The sequence below is a fragment of the Streptomyces sp. NPDC048483 genome (assembly GCF_040651455.1).
Lineage (GTDB): Bacteria > Actinomycetota > Actinomycetes > Streptomycetales > Streptomycetaceae > Streptomyces.
The window spans coordinates 155,238-173,640 of record NZ_JBEZJZ010000002.1 but is presented as its reverse complement, the minus strand read 5'-3'; the positions used below and the strand labels follow the sequence as shown (position 1 = coordinate 173,640).

The 18,403-nt window shown below is 72.2% G+C and carries 17 protein-coding genes; 9 read left to right on the top strand and 8 right to left on the bottom strand.

The window, feature by feature from the left end:
- Nucleotides 1-21: 21 nt before the first annotated feature.
- Both AB0D04_RS01840 and map read right to left on the bottom strand, forming a co-directional pair.
- Entirely contained in the window at nucleotides 22-696 is a 675-nt protein-coding gene (locus AB0D04_RS01840; protein WP_362698124.1) for a biliverdin-producing heme oxygenase, read from the bottom strand.
- A gap of 124 nt (nucleotides 697-820) precedes the next feature.
- A complete protein-coding gene (map, locus tag AB0D04_RS01835; RefSeq protein WP_362698121.1) occupies nucleotides 821-1,678 on the bottom strand; it encodes a type I methionyl aminopeptidase in 858 nt (285 codons plus the stop codon).
- Nucleotides 1,679-1,745: 67 nt separating this feature from the next.
- On the opposite strand from map, the gene AB0D04_RS01830 reads away from it, so the two are divergent.
- Nucleotides 1,746-2,003 carry a hypothetical protein gene (locus tag AB0D04_RS01830; protein ID WP_362698118.1) on the top strand — a complete coding sequence of 86 codons (258 nt, stop codon included), beginning with the start codon at nucleotides 1,746-1,748 and terminating at the stop codon, nucleotides 2,001-2,003.
- 16 nt (nucleotides 2,004-2,019) lie between these two features.
- Here the strand turns inward: AB0D04_RS01830 and AB0D04_RS01825 are convergent, their stop codons facing one another.
- From AB0D04_RS01825 to AB0D04_RS01815, 3 genes are all read right to left on the bottom strand, one after another.
- Entirely contained in the window at nucleotides 2,020-3,393 is a 1,374-nt protein-coding gene (locus AB0D04_RS01825) for an MFS transporter (protein WP_362698115.1), read from the bottom strand.
- A 277-nt stretch (nucleotides 3,394-3,670) separates the two neighbouring features.
- Entirely contained in the window at nucleotides 3,671-4,297 is a 627-nt protein-coding gene (locus tag AB0D04_RS01820) for a hypothetical protein (protein ID WP_362698112.1), read from the bottom strand.
- Between the two features lie 67 nt (nucleotides 4,298-4,364).
- The gene (locus AB0D04_RS01815; RefSeq protein ID WP_362698109.1) at nucleotides 4,365-5,324 is read right to left on the bottom strand and encodes a dihydrodipicolinate synthase family protein; all 960 of its coding nucleotides are present in this window, start codon (nucleotides 5,322-5,324) and stop codon (nucleotides 4,365-4,367) included.
- A 383-nt stretch (nucleotides 5,325-5,707) separates the two neighbouring features.
- Here AB0D04_RS01815 and AB0D04_RS01810 point away from each other — a divergent pair, with 383 nt between their 5' ends.
- The 7 genes from AB0D04_RS01810 to AB0D04_RS01780 all read left to right on the top strand — a co-directional run bounded on the left by AB0D04_RS01810 (nucleotide 5,708) and on the right by AB0D04_RS01780 (nucleotide 12,016).
- Nucleotides 5,708-6,391 (top strand): FadR/GntR family transcriptional regulator, encoded by a 684-nt coding sequence (locus AB0D04_RS01810; protein ID WP_362698106.1) that lies wholly within the window; start codon nucleotides 5,708-5,710, stop codon nucleotides 6,389-6,391.
- A 217-nt stretch (nucleotides 6,392-6,608) separates the two neighbouring features.
- Nucleotides 6,609-7,733, top strand: a complete 1,125-nt coding sequence (locus AB0D04_RS01805; protein WP_362698103.1) for a sialidase family protein — start codon at nucleotides 6,609-6,611, stop codon at nucleotides 7,731-7,733.
- Complete coding sequence (locus tag AB0D04_RS01800; RefSeq protein ID WP_362698100.1) at nucleotides 7,730-9,061, top strand: sugar ABC transporter substrate-binding protein; 1,332 nt, start codon at nucleotides 7,730-7,732, stop codon at nucleotides 9,059-9,061. The genes AB0D04_RS01805 and AB0D04_RS01800 overlap by 4 nt, the downstream gene beginning before the upstream one ends.
- The gene (locus tag AB0D04_RS01795) at nucleotides 9,058-10,038 is read left to right on the top strand and encodes a sugar ABC transporter permease (protein ID WP_362698097.1); all 981 of its coding nucleotides are present in this window, start codon (nucleotides 9,058-9,060) and stop codon (nucleotides 10,036-10,038) included. The genes AB0D04_RS01800 and AB0D04_RS01795 overlap by 4 nt, the downstream gene beginning before the upstream one ends.
- Complete coding sequence (locus tag AB0D04_RS01790) at nucleotides 10,035-10,895, top strand: carbohydrate ABC transporter permease (RefSeq protein WP_362698094.1); 861 nt, start codon at nucleotides 10,035-10,037, stop codon at nucleotides 10,893-10,895. Before AB0D04_RS01795 ends, AB0D04_RS01790 begins: the two co-directional genes overlap by 4 nt.
- A gap of 57 nt (nucleotides 10,896-10,952) precedes the next feature.
- Entirely contained in the window at nucleotides 10,953-11,684 is a 732-nt protein-coding gene (gene npdG / locus AB0D04_RS01785; protein WP_362698091.1) for an NADPH-dependent F420 reductase, read from the top strand.
- 149 nt (nucleotides 11,685-11,833) lie between these two features.
- Nucleotides 11,834-12,016 (top strand): hypothetical protein, encoded by a 183-nt coding sequence (locus tag AB0D04_RS01780; protein ID WP_362698088.1) that lies wholly within the window; start codon nucleotides 11,834-11,836, stop codon nucleotides 12,014-12,016.
- Here AB0D04_RS01780 and AB0D04_RS01775 read toward each other — a convergent pair.
- Entirely contained in the window at nucleotides 12,009-12,815 is an 807-nt protein-coding gene (locus AB0D04_RS01775; protein WP_362698085.1) for a site-2 protease family protein, read from the bottom strand. The genes AB0D04_RS01780 and AB0D04_RS01775 overlap by 8 nt on opposite strands.
- Nucleotides 12,816-13,060: 245 nt before the next feature.
- Between AB0D04_RS01775 and AB0D04_RS01770 the strand changes: the two genes are divergently transcribed.
- Nucleotides 13,061-16,411 carry a BTAD domain-containing putative transcriptional regulator gene (locus AB0D04_RS01770; protein WP_362698082.1) on the top strand — a complete coding sequence of 1,117 codons (3,351 nt, stop codon included), beginning with the start codon at nucleotides 13,061-13,063 and terminating at the stop codon, nucleotides 16,409-16,411.
- Nucleotides 16,412-16,463: 52 nt separating this feature from the next.
- Here AB0D04_RS01770 and AB0D04_RS01765 read toward each other — a convergent pair whose 3' ends face one another.
- Together AB0D04_RS01765 and AB0D04_RS01760 are read right to left on the bottom strand one after the other, a co-directional pair.
- Nucleotides 16,464-17,294, bottom strand: coding sequence for an ABC transporter permease (locus tag AB0D04_RS01765; RefSeq protein ID WP_362698079.1), 831 nt, complete (start codon nucleotides 17,292-17,294; stop codon nucleotides 16,464-16,466).
- Nucleotides 17,291-18,319, bottom strand: coding sequence for an ATP-binding cassette domain-containing protein (locus AB0D04_RS01760; RefSeq protein WP_362698076.1), 1,029 nt, complete (start codon nucleotides 18,317-18,319; stop codon nucleotides 17,291-17,293). Before AB0D04_RS01760 ends, AB0D04_RS01765 begins: the two co-directional genes overlap by 4 nt.
- Between the last annotated feature and the right edge of the window lie 84 nt (nucleotides 18,320-18,403).

The following is an 18,403-nucleotide window of genomic DNA, read 5'->3' as shown; positions in this document are numbered from 1 at the left end:
CCGGCAGGCCCCGCGCGCTCCTCACGCGCTCAGCGGGAACTCCTCGCCCAGCTCCCGGAAGACCGCGCTGTTCAGCGCGAACGCGCGCTTGCACTCGTCGACCACCCGCTGCTTCTCCAGGTCGTCGACCGGCAGGGCGTCCAGCAGCTCGCGGTATTCGCGCTTGAAGGCGGCGGGGTTGCCTATGTCCGCGAAGACGTAGAACCGCACGCCGTCGCCCTTGCGCGCAAAGCCCCAGGTCTTCTCGGCCGTACCGCGGATGATCTGGCCGCCGGAGAGGTCACCGAGATAGCGGGTGTAGTGGTGGGCGACATAGCCGGCCGGCCACTCGCGGGCGCAGGTGCGGACGCGGTCGGCGTAGGCGGCGGTGGCCGGCAGCGGCTCCAGGTCCGTGTGCCAGGACGGGCCGCCCAGGTGGGTGAGGTCGCGTTCCAGCTCGGCGGTGCGGGCGAGCTCGGGACGGATGAAGGGGCCCGCCACCGGGTCGCCGGCGAGCGGCGGGGAGGTCTCCTCCAGCGCGCGGTAGACGAACCACAGCTGCTCGGTGTAGCGCCGGTAGGCCGCGACCCCCAGTCGGCCGCCGAGGAGGTCGCTCATGAACGAGGAGTTCTCGGCCTCGGTGTGCTGCTCGTGCGAGGCGGTGCGGATGACCGTCGAGAAGGGTGGGGATGACGGAGTCGGGCTGGACGCTTCCAAGGCGGGCCTCCGGGGCCGAAGGAGCGGATGGGAACAGGACGTCAACCCGTTCCCGACAACCTGTCGGTAACCAGCCTACCCCTGTTCCCGACGCCCTGTCGGTAAAAATTCGGCCCCGCTTGCGTCAGGGAAGCGTGAGGATCTCGGTCCCCGTCTCCGTGACCACCAGGGTGTGCTCGAACTGCGCGGTCCGCTTGCGGTCCTTGGTGACCACCGTCCAGCCGTCCTCCCACATGTCGTACTCGTGGGTGCCCAGCGTCAGCATCGGCTCGATGGTGAAGGTCATGCCGGGCTTGATGTCGGTGGTGTGGTGCGGGCTGTCGTAGTGCGGAACGATCAGGCCGGAGTGGAAGGCGGAGTTGATGCCGTGACCGGTGAAGTCGCGGACGACTCCGTAGCCGAAGCGCTTGGCGTACGACTCGATGACCCGGCCGATGATGTTGATCTGCCGGCCCGGCTTGACGGCCTTGATCGCGCGGTGGAGCGCCTCGCGGGTGCGCTCCACCAGGAGCTTCGACTCCTCGTCCACCTCGCCGCACAGGTAGGTGGCGTTGTTGTCGCCGTGCACGCCGTTGATGTACGCGGTGACGTCCAGGTTCACGATGTCGCCGTCCTTGAGGACGGTCGAGTCCGGGATGCCGTGGCAGATGACCTCGTTGAGCGAGGAGCACAGGGACTTGGGGAAGCTGCGGTAGCCGAGCGTGGACGGGTACGCGCCGTGGTCGCACATGAACTCATGGGCGACCCGGTCCAGTTCATCGGTCGTCACGCCCGGCGCGATGTGCTTGGCGGCCTCCGCCATCGCCTGCGCGGCGATCCGGCCGGCGATCCGCATCTTCTCGATCGTTTCGGCGCCTTGCACCTCGGGCCCGGTGTACGGGGTCGGTGCGTCCTTCCCGACGTACTCGGGGCGCGGGATCGAGGCGGGGACGGGGCGGGTGGGGGAGATGGCCCCCGGGACAAGAAGCGACTGGCCAGACATGCCAGCGAGTGTATCCGCGGGCTGTCGGGCAGGATGGCGGCACCGGAATTACCCACAGGAGGCGGCAATGGCGCTGTTCAAGAGGCGTACGGTCGGCAAGCCGGGCGAGTGGTACTACTGCCTCAATCACCAGGCCGTCGAGGAGGGCCCCGAATGCCGGGCCGCCGACCGCTTCGGCCCGTACGGCACCCGCGAGGAGGCGGCGCACGCCATGGAGACGGCGCGGGAGCGCAACCAGGAGTGGGAGACCGACCCCAGGTGGCATGACAAGGGCGGGGACAAGGGTGAGGGCGAAGGGGAGGGCAAGGGGGACGGGACTTCCTGAGGGGCTCGGGGCGGTCTCAGGGGGCGCCGGGGGACGTCAGACGTAGGACGTCGTCGCCCCCGGTCTCGCCCCCGGTCTCCTCACCGGCCCCGCCTCCGGCCGCCCGGCGTGCGCGCAGTGCCCGCGCATGCTCATTCGTCCTGGCGTCGTACGCCATCAGCTTCGGCAGGGTGAGCGCCAGCAGTCCCACCGCGCCGAAGCACAGGGCCCCGCCGGCCCAGACCGCGGTCCGTACGGAGGTCAGTGCCGCCATTCCGCCGATCCGGAGCTGGCCCAGCTGCGGGCCCGCCGAGTACGACAGCAGCTCGATCCCGGCCAGACGGCCGCGCAGCTCGTCGGGGATGGTCTGGTTCCACATCGCCGAGCGGAAGATGCCGCTGATCATGTCGAAGGAACCGGCCAGCATGAGGCACAGCAGCACCAGCCAGACGTGGTGCAGCAACCCGGCCGCGGCAACCGCCAGGCCCCAGCCGGCCGCCGCCAGTGCCACGGCCCGCCCCTGCCGGTGGACGTGGGACGTCCAACCACTGGTCAGGCTCACGAGCGCGGCCCCGGCGGGCAGTGCCGCATACATCAGGCCCAGCGCCCAGGGGGCGTGCAGGTCGTCGGCGAGGAACGGGAAGATCGCCAGCGGAAAGGCGAAGAGCATCGCGGTCAGGTCGAGGGCGTAGGTGCCCAGCAGCTCCTTGCGGCTCCAGGCGTAGCGTGCGCCCTCGGCGATCCCGCGCAGCGACGGTTTGACGGCGTCGTGCGAGGCGGGCGCGGGCGCCAGCCGCAGCGCGAGGGGTACGGAGAAGGCGAAGGTGGCCGCGTCGGCGGCATAGGCCCAGCGCACCCCGGCGTAGGCCAGCAGCCAGCCGGCCACCGCGGGGCCCGCGATGGTGCCGAGCTGCCAGCGCAGCGAATTGAGCGCGGCGGCCGCGGCGAGCTGGTCGTGCGGGACGATCCGCGGCACGAGTGCGTCCAGCGCCGGCCGCTGCAGACCGGTCAGCGCGCTGGACACTGCGGCGAGGGCATAGAGCGGCCACACCAGAGGGTGCGGCAGCAGGCTGTTGAGCAGCAGGAGCAGGGACATCAGGCCGAGCGCGACCTCGGTCCAGATGATCAGCCGGCGGCGGTCCAGGGCGTCGGCCAGTGCGCCGCCGTAGAGGCCGAAGACGATCAGCGGGACGAGTTCGACGGCGCCCAGCGAGCCGACCGCGAGCGTGGAACCGGTCAGCTCCTTGAGCTGGAACGGTACGGCGACGAAGGTCAGCGAGCTGCCGAAGACGGTGATCACGCCGGCACACCACAGCAGCCGGAAGTCGCGGGAGGAACGCCAGGGGGCCAGGTCCGGAAGGAGGGCGGCCGCGCGGCGACGAGCAGGTGATGGGGGGTGGTCGGAGGTCACGGGCCACCATCGTGCGCAGCCCTGCCGGGCGCCGCAACGGATTTACCGATGATCTTGCGTGAAGGCTCCGCCCTTCAGGGCGAGGAGGAAACGCATCTCAGGGCTGCTCTGACCCGCAGGTTCGAGCGGACGGTGTTGCTGCTCGATGTACCGGCGGATGATCGCGAGCGGTGCGACTGCGCATGCAGCGGAGAACGGTCGGACAACCGTGGCAGGAATCTCCGGACTTCAGGCCGGGGCACGTCAAGGTGCGCCGCTCACCGTCAAGGTGCGCCGCTCACCACCGGGGCGGCGGTGGCGCCATCAGCTGGTCGGCGAGGCGGGCCAGCCGGTCGCGGAAGCGGCGCCGCGGGGTGTCGCCCAGCGGGGCGGGCAGGCTGTTCTCGCCGGCGGCCGCGCTCACCAGATGCTGCAGCGTGTCGAGGCCGAGGTCCTGCCCCTGGTCGTTCCCGGCATCCGCCGCGGCCAGCGCGTCATGCGCCAGGGAGTGCAGATCGCGGTCGCCGCCGTCCAGTGCGAGCACCGTCGCGCCGTTGCGGCGGGCGTCGTGCACCCGCTCCAGCAGCCCGGCGCCGGGCTGCTCCGGTGTGACGACGAGCAGCGTCGCGCCGCGCCCGGCGGCCTCCAACCGGCCGAGCCCTACGGACAGATGGGCCGGTGCGTCACCGGGGACGCGGTGCCGTACCAGGGTGGGGGACAGCTCCGGCAGGCCCGACCAGGCGGCCTCGTCGTCCAGGTGGGCGGCCATGTGCCAGGGCTCGTAGGTGGCGCTGCCGACCAGCAGCAGCCCGCCGTCGTGCGCGGCGACCGAGGCGCGCAGCGACCCCGCGAAGCGGCGGGTGGACTGGATCCACTCGGTTCCGGCGAGCACCTCGCGCAGCAGCGCGACCCGTACGGCATCCATGGGGCCGCATCCTGCCGCGGGCTGCCGGTGCGGCGTCGTCGAATCCGGGGGCGTCACCCGTACGGGCTCAGCGCACCGGTGGCAGCCCGGCGGCGGTGAGCCGACGTCCTACCTCCGCCACCGCCTCCTCGCTCAGCGGAATCTGCGGGAAGGCGGTGGCCCCGTGGTCGATCACACCGAGGAGCCACAGGGCCGCCTTGAAGGAGCCCAGCGCGGCGGAGCTGCGGCCCATCGCGTCCTCCGGGCCGATGCCGGTCATGGAGAACAGCGCGACCAGGCGCTCCTGTTCGGCGGCCGCCTGCGCCCAGTCGCCGGCCCGCGCGGCTTCGTAGAGCCGTACATAGCCCGCCGGGTCGACATTGCCGATGCCCGGCACGACGCCGTCGGCGCCCGCCAACAGGGTGGCATCCACGGTGAGTTCGGATCCGGTGAGGACCGAGAAGGCGGGCGCGGGGCCGCCGCTGCGGGCGGTGCGGCCGCCGAGGGCGACCAGCAGCCGGCGCAGCGCGCCCTCGTCGCCGCTGCTGTCCTTGAGGCCGGCGAGCGTGCCGTCCTCGGCCAGCTCGCGGACGAGGGGGAGCGGCAGCTTGTGGTGGACGGCCATGGGGATGTCGTACGCGAAGAGGGGCAGGCCGGCGGCCGACCGGATGGCGCGGAAGTGGGCGGCGATCTCGCGCGGGTGGGTGCGCGTGTAGAAGGGCGCGGTGGCGACCAGGGCGTCGGCGCCCAGCCGGGCGGCGGTGCCGGCGTGGTCGAGGACCCGTGGGGTGGCGGTGTCGATGGCGCCGGCGAGCACCGGGACCCGGCGGTCCGCGGCCTTGACGACGGTTTCCAGGGCGGTGGCGCGGTGGGCGTCGGTGAGGTAGGCGACCTCGCTGGTGGAGCCGAGCGCGAACAGCCCGTGGACGCCGCCCTCGACGAGGTGGTTCACGAGGCGGGCGAGGGAGGCGGTGTCGACCTCGCCGTGCGGGTCGAGCGGGGTGCAGACGGGCGGGATGACGCCGCGCAGCGGTGCGGGGAGTGCCATGGGGGCTCCAGCGGCCAGGGTCGGCGAGAGCGGTCGGCTGCAGCGGTCAACCGCAGCGTCAACCGCAGCGGTCAACGAAGCAGGGGTCGGACGTGGGACAGGGGATGTCCTATGACGGGGTCACCGGGTTCCTCCGAGGAAGCCCCAGCCTTCAGGCCGGGGTGGGGGTACCTCCCGCTTGCGGGGGAGAATCGGACTCCTGCGGAGCAGGGCAGAGGTAGCCGGATCGCCGCCAGGGCGGTCCGGCGTCCACCCCGTGACGGGGTGAGCAAGCCCACTTCAAAATAGGGCAGGTGCACCGGCGGCCGTGTCAGGACTCGCGGACCGGCGGGGGTGAACAGGCCGCCGGCGGCTGGGCATTCGCGGGAGAGGGAGAGTGACCCATGGCACGAGGCACGATGGCGGAGGGCGTCCAGGCGCGGATCAAGCAGCTCATCCTGCAGAACAGACTGGCGCCGGGCGACCCGCTGCCCTCGGAGACCGAGCTGGTCCATCTGCTCAACGTCAGCCGTAACTCGGTCCGCGAGGCGCTCAAGGCGCTGCAGGCCATGCGCATCGTCGAGATCCGGCACGGTTTCGGCACCTACGTCGGCCCGCTCACCCTCGAACCGTTCGTCGAGGGCGTCGCCTTCCGCGCCGCGGTCCGCCACCACCAGGGCGCCCCCAGCCTGTACGAGCTGATGGAGGTGCGCGAGGCGCTGGAGGCCGGGCTGATCCCGTCCGTCGCGCGCAGCCTGCCTCCCACGGACCTGGCCGTTCTGCGCAACCTGGTCGAGAGGATGGCGCTGGAGGCGCGCGGCGGCCAGGTGCTCAGCGCCACCGACCGGGCCTTCCACCAGGCCCTGTACCGCTCGCTCGGCAACCACCTCCTGAGCGAGGTGCTGGACGCGTTCTGGGCGGCGCTGCGGCGGGTGCGCGAGGACCTCTCCGACGACGGCCAGGATCCCCATGTGACCTACCGTCGGCATCTGGCGATCGTCGAGGCCCTGGAGGCGGGCGACGGCGACCGCGCCGTGGTGACCATGCACCGGCACTTCGACGGCATCCGCCGCCGACTGACCGAGTAGCGGCCGAACCGGCCACCGCTGAACCAGCCACCGCCGGGCAGTCCACCGCCGGGTCGCGCCCCGTCGGGTCGTTCACCGCGATTTCACCCGGTGTCGAGGACCCCTTTGCCGACACGAAAACGGGCGATGTCGGGTGCCTTGACGGTCAGTTGGGCCCTCTTTATGGTCGCCGCAGGACAGGGGACATCCTACGTCCGGCCGTTGGGGGTGACCCGTGGTGGACGACAGCTCAGTGCCGTACCGGTCCGGGACCGAGGGGTATACGAGCTTCCGGATTCCGGCCGTGGTGCGGGCGCGCTCCGGTGCCGTGCTGGCCTTCGCCGAGGGGCGGGTCGCCTCGGCCGCCGACTGGGGCGACATCGATGTCGTCCTCAAGCGCTCCCTGGACGGCGGCCGTACCTGGGGCCCGCTCCAGGTCCTCGCCCGCAACGGCACCGGCACCGCCGGCAACCCCGCACCGGTCGTCCTGGCCGGCGGCCGGGTGCTGCTCCTCCAGGTCCACAACGCCGCCGACGCGACCGAGGACCGTATCCGCCGCGGCCAGGTCCCGCCCGCCGACGGCCGCCGCGTCCGGCTCCAGCACAGCGACGACGACGGGGTGACCTGGAGCCCGCCCCGCGAGATCACCGACCAGGCCAAACGCCCCGAATGGCGGTGGTACGCCACCGGCCCCGGCCACGCCCTGAGGCTGCGTCACGGCCCGTACGCCGGACGGCTCGTCGTGCCCGCCAACCACTCCGCCCCGCCCGCCGGTCCCGGGGACACCGGCACCGAGGCCCGCTACAACGGCGGGCACGCCCTGCTCAGCGACGACGACGGCGCCACCATGGGGGTCCCCCCGCGCGAGCGAAGCCGAGCGTGGGGGAGGATCGGCTACACCGACGGCGACACCCACCCCACGGTGGCCCCCAACGAGACCACCGCCGCCGAACTCCCCGACGGCACCCTCTACCTGAACACCCGGACCGAGACCGCCGCGGCCTGGCACCGCGCCGACGCCCGCTCGGCCGACGGCGGCGCCCGCCTCGTCGCCCCCTTCCGCCCGCAGGCGGGCCTGGCCGGACCGGTGTGCCAGGGCAGCCTGCTCTACCTCGCCGACCGCGACGAGCTGCTGTTCTCCGGGCCCGCCCTGCCGGCCGCCCGCGCCCTGCTCACCCTGCGCACCAGCCGCGACCGCGGCCTGACCTGGCGGACCCTGCCCGCCGTCTCCGGGCTGCCCGCCGCCTACTCCGACCTCGTACGGCTGGACCCGGCGAGCGTCGGTCTGCTCTACGAAACCGGCGACTACAGCGCCTACTCGACGATCACCTTCCGCCGCATCCCCGTGGAGGAGCCCGCATGACCAGCAACGACATGCACCGCAGAGCGGTCCTGGGTGGGGCGGCGGCCGTCGCCGCCGGCTTCGCGCTCGCCGGCTGCGGCGACAGCGGCGACGACGACACCGCGCCCGAGGAACGCAAGAAGGGCCAGAAGATCGAGCTGACCTTCTGGTCCTGGGTGCCCGGCATCGACAAGCCCGTCGACCTGTGGAACCGCAAGAACCCCGAGGTGCAGGTCAAGGTCGAGAAGGTGTCGGCCGTCGACGGTGAGCAGTACGCGAAGATGCACGCCGCCATCAAGGCGGGCAACCCGCCCGACCTGGGCCAGATCGAGTTCCCGGTGATCCCCAGCTTCCTCCTGGACAACGGGCTGCTCGACCTCGCCCCGCTCGGCGCCGCCCGCCACAAGGACAAGTTCTTCGGCTGGCAGTGGCAGCAGTCGGTGTTCGGCAAGGGCATCTACGCCATCCCCCAGGCGTCCGGCCCGATGGGCCTGTTCGTCCGTCAGGACCTCTTCGAGAGGTGGGATGTCCAGATCCCCAGGACGTGGGACGAGTACGAGGCGGCCGCCAGAAAGATCCGTAAGAAGGGCGCCTGGATCGAGACGTTCTCCGCCACCAACGGCAACCGCCTGGCCGGTCTCGCCTGGCAGGCGGGCGCCAAGTGGTACGACACCAAGGGCGACACCTGGATCATCGGCATCGACGACGAGCCCACCCGCAAGGTGGCCGACTACTGGGAAGCCCTCGTCAAACAGAAGCTGATCAAGACCATCCCCGACCGGCAGAACGCCTGGTACAAGGATCTGCAGACCGGCGCCATCACCGCCTGGGTGGGCGCCAGTTGGGGCGATGCGCTGCTGGTCGGCAACGCGCCGGGCACCAAGGGGACATGGCGGGCCGCGCCGCTGCCGCAGTGGGAGAAGGGCGGCAAGGTGTTCGCCAACTGGGGCGGCTCGACCACCGCGGTCTTCGCCAAGGGGCACTATCCCAAGGACGCCCTGGACTTCGCGGTCTGGCTCAACACCGACTCCGAGTCCATCGCCCTGCTCATCGACGGCGGCTATGGCTTCCCCAGCGCCAAGAAGGGCTACACCACCGCCGGCCTCGACGTCGACAAGCCGTTCTTCGGCGGCCAGGAGTACAGCAAGATCTTCGCCGACGCCGGGTCGCACGTCGACACCAGCTGGCAGTGGGGCCCCGGCGTCGACACCCTCTACCAGCGCCTGGGCGACGGCTTCACCGAGGCGCTCGGCACCGGCGCCTCCTTCCGCTCCGTACTGAAGAAGGTGCAGGGCCAGACCCTCGCCGACCTCAAGGGCAAGGGCCTGAAGGTGGAGAGCGGCGCGTGAGCCGCGACACCCTCAGCCGTCCGGAGCCGGTCACGCCGCAGAGGAGGGACGTCCCCCGTCCCACGCGCCGCGTCTCGCGCACCGAGGCCCGTAACGCCCGCGCCGCCGCCGGCTTCGTCCTGCCCTTCCTCGTCCTCTTCGGCCTCTGCTTCATCGCGCCGATCGTCTACGCGATCTACCAGAGCCTGCACAAGACCGAACGCACCGGCCCGCTCGGCCTCGGCGGCCAGGAACACGAGGCGTTCGCCGGTCTCGCCAACTACGCGCACGCGCTCACCGACGACCAGTTCCTGGCCGGTTTCGGCCGGGTGCTGCTCTTCGGCGCCGTCCAGGTGCCACTGATGATCGTGCTCGCCACCGCCCTCGCGCTCCTGCTGGAGAGTGCGAGCGCCCGCGGCGTCCCGTACTTCCGCAGCGCCTTCTTCCTCCCGTACGGCGTGCCCGGCGTGATCGCCTCGATCCTGTGGGGCTTTCTCTACGTCCCCGGCATCAGCCCGCTGGTCAAGATCGCCCAGTCCGTGGGCTGGGACGTGGACTTCCTCGCCCGCGGCACCGTCCTGTGGTCCATCGCCAACATCGTCACCTGGCAGTTCACCGGCTACAACATGCTGGTGCTGATCGCCCAGCTCAAGTCCGTACCCACAGAGCTGTACGAGGCCGCGCGGATCGACGGCGCCAACGCCTGGCAGGTCGCCCGGCACATCAAGCTCCCGCTGATCCGGCCGGCGCTCGTGCTGACCGGCGTCTTCAGCATCATCGGCACCCTTCAGCTGTTCGCCGAGCCCAAGGTGCTGCGCCCGCTCGCCTCCTCCGTCGACACCGGCTTCACCCCCAACCTGCACGCCTACAGCCAGGCGTTCGTCGGCAACAACCAGCATGTGGCGGCGGCCGAGGCGGTGCTGCTCGCCCTGGTGGCGTGCGTACTGTCCTTCGGCTTTCTGCGGCTGGTCGGCGGGCGCAAGAAGGAGCGCGGATGACCCGGCCCCTGACCCGGCCCCCGGTCCGCTACCGGATCATCACCGCATCGCTGCTGGCCGTCGCCGCGCTCTACTTCCTGGTGCCGGTCTACTGGCTGATCGTCTCGTCCACCAAGTCCAGCGCCGACCTCTTCGGCACCTTCGGCTTCTGGTTCTCCGACCACCCCAGGCCCCTCGGCAACCTTCTCGACGTCCTCACCTACGACCACGGCATCTACGCCCGCTGGTTCGCCAACTCCCTGCTCTACGCCGGGATCGGGGCGGTCTGTGCCACCCTGCTGTCCGCCGCGGCCGGCTACGCACTGGCCAAGTTCCCGTTCCGCGGCCGGGAGGCGATCTTCAATACGGTGCTCGCGGGGGTCCTCGTCCCGGGCACCGCGCTCGCCCTCCCGCTGTACTTCCTCTTCAGCTCGATGGGCCTGGCCAACACCTACTGGGCGGTGCTGATCCCCAGCGTGGTCAGCCCGTTCGGCGTCTATCTGTGCCGGATCTACGCGGCCGCCGCGGTGCCCGACTCGCTCCTGGAGGCGGCCCGTATCGACGGCGCGGGCGAGGCCCGGATCTTCGGCCGGCTCGGGCTGCGGATGATGACCCCGGCGCTGGTCACCGTCTTCCTGTTCCAGTTCGTGCACATCTGGAACAACTACTTCCTGCCGCTGGTGATGCTCTCCGACTCCGGCCTCTATCCGATCCAGCTGGGCCTGACGTCCTGGACCGGCTTCGCCGACCGCAAACCGGTGCTCTACCAGTACACGGTGGGCGGCGCGTTCTTGTCCGTGGTGCCGCTGATGGTGCTGATGCTGGTGCTCCAGCGGTACTGGCGTACGGGGCTGACGGAGGGCAGCGTGAAGGCGTGACGGGTGCGCCGTGACGGCAGGACCCGTGCGCCGGGTGGGCGTGACAGTATCGCTGTCATGACTACTCCTGACCCTGCTCAGTCCCCGAATGCCGCGACCCGCGCGAAGGCCGCCCTCAAGCGCGATCCCTGGGACCTCCCGGACGTCTCCGGCCTCGTCGTCGGCGTCCTCGGCGGCACCGGCGACCAGGGCCGCGGCCTGGCCTACCGGTTCGCCAGGGCCGGCCAGAAGGTGATCATCGGCTCCCGGGCGGTCGAGCGCGCGCAGACCGCCGCCGACGAACTCGGCCTCGGCATCGAGGGCGCGGCCAACGCCGACTGCGCCCGGCGCAGCGATGTGGTGATCGTCGCCGTGCCCTGGGAGGGCCACGCCAAGACGCTGGAGGCACTGCGCGAGGACCTGGCCGGCAAGCTCGTCATCGACTGCGTCAACCCGCTCGGCTTCGACAGGAAGGGCGCCTACGCGCTCAAGCCGGAGGAGGGCAGCGCCGCCCAGCAGGCCGCCGCCCTGCTGCCCGACTCCCGGGTCACGGCCGCCTTCCACCACCTGTCCGCGGTGCTGCTGCAGGACCCCGGGACCGAGCAGATCGACACCGATGTGATGGTGCTGGGCGAGGCCCGCGCCGACACCGACCTGGTGCAGGCCCTGGCCGCCCGGATCCCCGGCATGCGCGGCGTCTACGCCGGCCGGCTGCGCAACGCCCACCAGGTCGAATCGCTGGTCGCCAACCTGATCTCGGCCAACATCCGCTACAAGGCGCACGCGGGGCTGCGGATCACGGACGTGTGAGGAAGACGGGCGTCTCAGGGCCACGGACGCCTGACGATCACGGACGTCCGAGGCGGTACGCCGTCGCCGCCATGCCGCTGACGGGCACCGGCGGGGCATGGGGGACACTGGGTGGGAATGCCCGATCCCTTCACCCAGGAGTCGACCCCATGCCCCGCCTCGCCCTGCTGGCCCTCGCCGTGTGCGTCCTCGCCGTCGCCGCGGCCGTCGTGTCCTTCGTGAACGGCAGCTTCGTCGGCATCGTCTGGGTCCTGATGGCCGGTGTCTCCAGCAACATGGCGTGGTTCTACGTACGCAAGGCGAAGCTGGAGCGGCAGGCGGCGGCTAGCTGAGCCCGCCGATCTCCGGCACCTGCGGCTCGCCCTGCCAGAACCGGAAGAATGCCTGGCCCAGGCCGGCGTCCCAGCTGGTCACGCCCAGGGCGCGCAGAACGGCGTCGACCACATCGAAGAACACCTGGTTGATCTCCGGCACCCACAGCATCCCGAACACCGCCAGCAGCCCGAACGGCGCGAACGGTTCCACCTGGCGCCGTATCTTCAGCGACAGCCACGGCTCGATCACGCCGTAGCCGTCCAGGCCCGGCACCGGCAGGAAGTTCAAGATCGCGGCGGTGACCTGGAGCAGCGCCAGGAACGCCAGCGCATAGCGGAACGGGCCCGGCACGCCGTCCAGTGCGTGCAGCCAGAACGGCGCGGTGCACACCAGCGCGAACAGCACGTTCGTCAGCGGCCCGGCTGCCGAGATCAGGCTGTGCCGCCAGCGGCCCCGGATCCGGCCCCGCTCGATGAACACCGCGCCGCCCGGCAGCCCGATCCCGCCCATGATCACAAAGGCCAGCGGCAGCACGATGCTCAGCAGCGCATGGGTGTACTTGAGCGGGTTCAGCGTCAGATAGCCCTTGGCGCCCACCGAGATGTCGCCGCCGTGCAGCGCCGTACGGGCGTGGGCGTACTCGTGCAGGCACAGCGACACCACCCAGCCGGACACGACGAACAAGAAGACCGCGAATCCGGTGTTGGCCGCTATGGTCTGGCTCCACACCGCCCATCCCGAAACCGCCATGACGGCGACGAGCGCGAGAAAGACCGGGCTGATGCGGCGGTCCGCGCGCTGAATTGCTGTGGTCATGGTGCCGTGCTCCCGAGTGTCGTGGTGGGCAGCCATGACCGTAACCGCGCGACGGCCTCCGGCGCACGGTCGCGTGCGGCGGCCTCGGACGGAAAACGCCGCGCGGCGGGCGCGGAGTTCCGGGCACAGTGGGACTCAGGGGCGAAATCAGGGGGCGGCCCGCGCCGTATCGGGGACGCGGCGCGGAGATATAGGGGACTTTTCAGGGATGCGAGAGGCGTGAGGGCGCAGTGGGCGGGGCGGCCGTGAACGACAATGGCGCGGTGCGCTACGGAATTCTCGGCATCACGCAGGCCGGCCGGGCCGACGGCACCCCCGTCCCCCTCGGCGGCACACGTCTGCGCGCCCTGCTCGCCGCCCTCGCGCTGCGCCCCGGCCGGGCGCTGTCCCCGGACGTCCTGATCGCCGACGTCTGGGGCATGGAACCGCCCGCCGACGCGCCCGGTGCCCTCCAGGCGCTGGTCGGCCGGCTGCGCCGGACCCTGGGCCGCGCCGCCATCGCCTCGGCCGACGGCGGCTACCGCCTGTGCGCCGAGCCCGACGCCGTCGACCTGCACCGCTTCGAGCGGCTGACCGCGGAGGGCGGCCGGGCGCTCGCCGAGGCCGACCCGGCCCGCGCCGCCGCCCTCCTCGACGAGGCGCTGGACCTCTGGCGCGGCCCGGCACTGGCCGATCTGCCCGATGCGGGCGCGGAAGCGGCCCGCGCCGAGAGCCGCCGCCTGGACGCCCAGCGCGGCCGCCTCGCCGCCGACCTCGCCCTGGGCCGCCCGGACCGGGCGCTGCCCACCCTGACCGCGCTCTGCCAGGACCACCCCCTCGACGAGCCCCTCCAGGCCCTGCGGCTGCGCGCCCTGCGGGCCGCCGGCCGAGGCGCCGAGGCGCTCGCCGCCTACGAGCGGATACGCACCGGCCTCGCCGACCGCCTCGGCACCGACCCCGGCCCCGAGCTGCGCGCCCTGCACACCGAGCTGCTGCACCCCGAGCCGCAGCCGCCCGCCGCGGCCCCCGCCCCGCCCCCCGGCCCCGTGGAACCCCCGAGGGCCCAGCGCCCCGGCAACCTCCGCGCCCGCCTCACCTCCTTCGTGGGCCGCGACACCGACATCACCGCACTGCGCGCCGATCTCGCCGCGCACCGCCTGGTGACCCTGCTGGGGCCCGGCGGCGCCGGGAAGACCCGGCTGTCGCAGGAGGGCGCCGAGAGCGCCGCGGCCGCGGCACCGCAGGCCTGGCCGCACGGCGTATGGCTGGCCGAGCTGGCGCCGGTGGACGACCCCGCGACCGTCCCCGAGGCGGTGCTCACCGCGCTCGGCGCCCGCGAGACCGTCGTGCGCGGTACCGCCGCCGAGGGGCTGCGCGCCGCCGGCGACCCCACCGCGCTGGACCCGCTCGCCCGGCTCGCCGAACAGTGCGCGGGCCGCCGGATGCTGCTCGTCCTCGACAACTGCGAGCATGTGATCGGCGCCGCCGCCGAACTCGCCGAGCGGCTGCTGGCCGAGTGCCCCGGCGTGACGGTGCTGGCGACGAGCCGTGAGCCGCTGGCCGTACCCGGCGAGGTGCTGCGGCCGGTCGAGCCGCTGCCCGACCCGGTGGCGCTGCGCCTCCTCGCCGACCGCGGGGCCGCCGCCCGGCCCGGCTTCCGGATCGATGCCGATGGGGAAACCGCAGCCGCCTGCGCCGAGATCTGCCGCCGCCTGGACGGACTGCCGCTCGCCATCGAACTCGCCGCCGCCCGGCTGCGGTTGCTCTCCCCGCGGCAGCTCGCCGACCGCCTCGACGACCGCTTCCGGCTGCTGACCAGCGGCAGCCGTACGCTGCTGCCCCGCCAGCAGACCCTGCGCGCCGTCGTGGACTGGTCCTGGGAGCTGACCGACGAGCCCGAGCGCGCCGTGCTGCGCCGGCTCTCCGTCTTCGCCGGCGGCTGCGATCTGGCCGCCGCCGAGGAGGTGTGCGCGGGCGCCGGCGTCGACGGGCGCGATGTGGCCGCGCTGCTCGGCTCGCTGATCGACAAGTCGCTGGTGGTGGCGGCGCCCGGGCCCGGCGGCGAGATGCGCTACCGGCTCCTGGAGACGGTGGGAGAGTACGCCGCCGAACGGCTGGACGAGGCCGGCGAACGGGACGCGACCGAGCGCCGCCATCTCGTCGCCTACCGCGAACTGGCCCGTACCACCGACCCGTTGCTGCGCGGCCCCGGCCAGCGCGCCGCGATGGACCGCCTCGAGCTGGAACACGACAATCTGCGCACCGCGCTGCGCCGCGCGGTCGCCGCCTGCGACGAGCACGAGGCGCTCTGCCTGGTCCTGTCCCTGCACTGGTTCTGGTCACTGCGCGACCACCTCAGCGACGCGCGCCACTGGGCGGGCGCGGCCGCGGCGCTCGGCCCCAACCCCTTCCTGGCGCCGTTCGCCGCCGCCCCTGACCTCTTCGAGCGGTCCATCGACAAGCCGCCGCCGATGGACCCCGAGCTGCTCCTCGAGGCCCGCCGCGGGGTCCGCCTGGTGGCGCTCGCCAGCCACGAGAGCGACATCGAGGCGCTGCGCACCCCCGAGATGAGCGAGGAGCTGGCGGGGATCATCGCCGCCTACCGCGCCGGGATGCCGCAGACCTGCCGGATGCCGGGGGCCATGTGGTACTACGCGGTGCTGATCTCCGGCCGGTTCGAGCAGCTGGCGGAGCTGCTCGACGGCGCGGTGCGCGCCAGCCGCGGCTTCGGCTACGACTGGGAGCTCGCCTATGTCCTGCAACTGCGCTCCAAGGTCCTCAACGACCGTGCCGACGCCCTGGAAAAGGCGCTGGCGGACGCCGACGAGGCCTTGCGCATCTTCCGCCGCCTCGGCGACGCCTGGGGTGCCGCCGAGGCGCTGGCGGGGCGCGGTGAAACCCGCGAGAAGCGCGGCGAGTACGGGCTCGCGGCGCAGGACTACCGGGCGGCGATGGGCTGTGCCGAGGACCTGGGCGCGCACGGCCAGACCCTGCTGCTGCGCGGTCGCCTCGGCGGCGTCCTGCTCGAGGACGGCCGGGCGGAGGCGGGGGAGCGGCTGCTGCGCGAGGTCCTGGAACAGGGCAAGGAGACCGGCAGCGGCCGCGATGCGGTGCCGTTCGCACGTCTGACGCTGGCGACGCATCTGGCCCTCCAGGGGCGTACGGGGGAGGCGCGCGCGGAACTGGAGACGGTGCGCGAGGTGTTCGGGTCCCGCGCCCCGGAACTGTTCGTGGGGATCCTGGAGTTGTCGCTGATCTCGCTGGATGTCGACGAGGGGCGCGGCGGGGATCTGCTGCCGAGGTTCCGGGCGGCCCTGGAGCTGACGCGCGACGAGCTGGCGCAGATGGTCGCGCCGGACCTCCAGGTGATCCAACTCCTCACCGGGGCACGGGTGGTGATGGCCGTACGCGGCGAGCGCGGCGGCCTGGACGCGGCCCGCCTGGTGGGGGCGTACGACGCACTGCGGTCCCCCTCGCACGCGCCGCCGATGCCCGTACGGGGCGACCGCAGACGTGCGGAGGAGACCGCGCGGGCGCTGCTGGGCGATGCGGCGTACGCGCGCGGGTACGCCGAAGGCGGTGGCCTCTCACTGGAAGAGGCCACCGCCCTGGTCTGACGCGAGCCGGGCGAAGGGCGGTCCCGCGGGGAAGTCCCCCGCGGGACCCGCGTCAGGTCTTTTTGCGGAACTTCGCGACCGCGAGCGGCATGGCGGCGGCCGTGATGGCGACCGCCCAGCCCAGGGTGACCAGCGTCGGGTGCGTGACGGCACCGTCTCCGGTGATCAGGGCGCGGGCCGCGTCCGCGAGGTTGGACAGCGGGTTGACCTCGGTGAAGCCCTCCAGCCAGTCGGGCATATTCGTCGTCGGCGTAAAGATCGACGAGCCGAACTGCAGCGGCATCAGCACCAGCATCGCCATGCCCTGCACCGCCTGCGGGCTCTTCACGCTGAGCCCGAGCAGGATGAAGATCCACATCAGGGCGGCACCGAAAGCCGTGGACAGCACGATGGCGCCGAGGAGCTGAAGGATCCCGCCGCGGATCTCCAGGCCCAGCAACAGGCCCATACCGAGCAGGATCGCGGTGGCGATCAGCATCCGGCCGATCTCGACGACGATCTTGGCTATCAGGACCGAGGACCGGGCTATCGGCATGGTCCGGAAGCGGTCCATGACGCCGTTGCGGAAGTCCTCGTTGACGCCGGCGCCCACCGCCATGGCGATGTTCAGGCCCATCATCGCCATCAGGCCGGGCACCAGATGCTGGACGTAATCGTGCTGATGGCCCTTGCCGGCGATGGCACCGCCGAAGACGTAGGTGAACAGCAGGATGAAGATGACGGGCATCAGCAGGGCGTCCATCATCGACTGCGGGTCCTGCTTGATCTGCAGGGCGTTGCGCCGCGCCAGCGCGCCGATGTGCCGCAGATTGGCGCGCAGGCCGATCCGGCCCTCGTCGGCGCCCGGCTTCAGGGCGGGCGCCGTCAGCGTTGCGGCACTCATGCCGACACCTCCGCGTAGCTCTGTTCCACGACCTCGTCCGAATCCGTGGTCAGGGATGTCTTCTGGCCCGTGATGGCCAGGAACACCTCGTCCAGGCTGGGCAGATGGGTGGATATCCCGGAGAGCGTGAAGCCCCGCTGCCCGAGCATCCCGATCACGGCGGTCAGTTGCTCGTCGCTGACGATCGGGACGTTGACCACACCTGCGTCGTGGTCGGCGGTGGCGCCCGCGATGCCGTCCAGACCGGCCTGCGCGATGGCGCCGACCATCCGGTCCAGCTCGCCGGGCTCCGTCGGCCGGATCTGCAGCGTCCGCCCGCCGACCTTGGCCTTGAGCTCGTCGACCCGGCCCTCGGCGATCACCCGGCCGCGGTCGATCACCGTCAGCTCGTCGGCCAGCTGCTCGGCCTCTTCCATGTACTGGGTGGTGAGCAGCACCGTCGCGCCCTCGGACACCATCCGCCGCACCTCGTCCCACACCTCGTTACGGGTACGGGGGTCGAGCCCGGTCGTCGGCTCGTCCAGATAGAGCACCGCCGGGCGGGCGATCAGCGAGGCGGCCAGGTCGAGGCGGCGGCGCATTCCGCCCGAGTACTTGGCGGCGGGGCGCTTGGCGGCCTCGGTCAGCGAGAACCGCTCCAGCATCTCGTCCGCGCGGCGGCGGGCGTCCTTGCGGGGCAGATCGAGCAGCCGCCCGATCATGTAGAGGTTCTCCCAGCCGGAGAGCTTTTCGTCGACCGAGGCGTACTGCCCGGTGAGGCCGATCGTGCGGCGCAGCGCGCGGGGCTGGCGCACCACGTCGAATCCCGCCACCACGGCGCGGCCGGCGTCCGGCACCAGGAGGGTGGAAAGGCACCGTACGAGTGTCGTCTTGCCGGCGCCGTTGGGGCCGAGCACACCGAGCACGGTGCCTTCCTGCACGTCCAGGTCCACCCCGTCGACGGCCTTCACATCGCCGAAGTGCTTGACCAGACCGCGCACCTCCACGGCGTTGCCGCCCTTGGTGGTTGTTGTCTTTCGCGTCATGCCCTGAACGGTGCCAGAGGGCACCGACAGCGCACCGACAGGCCGCCGACAGCCGGAGCGACCGGATGTCGGCGGCGGATGAGC

Excerpts from the sequence above, each read along its gene's own strand:
- AB0D04_RS01775 (WP_362698085.1), bottom strand. The coding sequence starts at position 12,815 with ATGACCACAGCAATTCAGCGCGCGGACCGCCGCATCAGCCCGGTCTTT.
- AB0D04_RS01790 (WP_362698094.1), top strand. The coding sequence starts at position 10,035 with ATGACCCGGCCCCTGACCCGGCCCCCGGTCCGCTACCGGATCATCACC.
- map (WP_362698121.1), bottom strand. The coding sequence starts at position 1,678 with ATGTCTGGCCAGTCGCTTCTTGTCCCGGGGGCCATCTCCCCCACCCGC.
- AB0D04_RS01815 (WP_362698109.1), bottom strand. The coding sequence starts at position 5,324 with ATGGCACTCCCCGCACCGCTGCGCGGCGTCATCCCGCCCGTCTGCACC.
- AB0D04_RS01810 (WP_362698106.1), top strand. The coding sequence starts at position 5,708 with ATGGCACGAGGCACGATGGCGGAGGGCGTCCAGGCGCGGATCAAGCAG.
- AB0D04_RS01780 (WP_362698088.1), top strand. The coding sequence starts at position 11,834 with ATGCCCCGCCTCGCCCTGCTGGCCCTCGCCGTGTGCGTCCTCGCCGTC.
- AB0D04_RS01765 (WP_362698079.1), bottom strand. The coding sequence starts at position 17,294 with ATGAGTGCCGCAACGCTGACGGCGCCCGCCCTGAAGCCGGGCGCCGAC.
- npdG (WP_362698091.1), top strand. The coding sequence starts at position 10,953 with ATGACTACTCCTGACCCTGCTCAGTCCCCGAATGCCGCGACCCGCGCG.
- AB0D04_RS01820 (WP_362698112.1), bottom strand. The coding sequence starts at position 4,297 with ATGGATGCCGTACGGGTCGCGCTGCTGCGCGAGGTGCTCGCCGGAACC.
- AB0D04_RS01800 (WP_362698100.1), top strand. The coding sequence starts at position 7,730 with ATGACCAGCAACGACATGCACCGCAGAGCGGTCCTGGGTGGGGCGGCG.
- AB0D04_RS01760 (WP_362698076.1), bottom strand. The coding sequence starts at position 18,319 with ATGACGCGAAAGACAACAACCACCAAGGGCGGCAACGCCGTGGAGGTG.
- AB0D04_RS01830 (WP_362698118.1), top strand. The coding sequence starts at position 1,746 with ATGGCGCTGTTCAAGAGGCGTACGGTCGGCAAGCCGGGCGAGTGGTAC.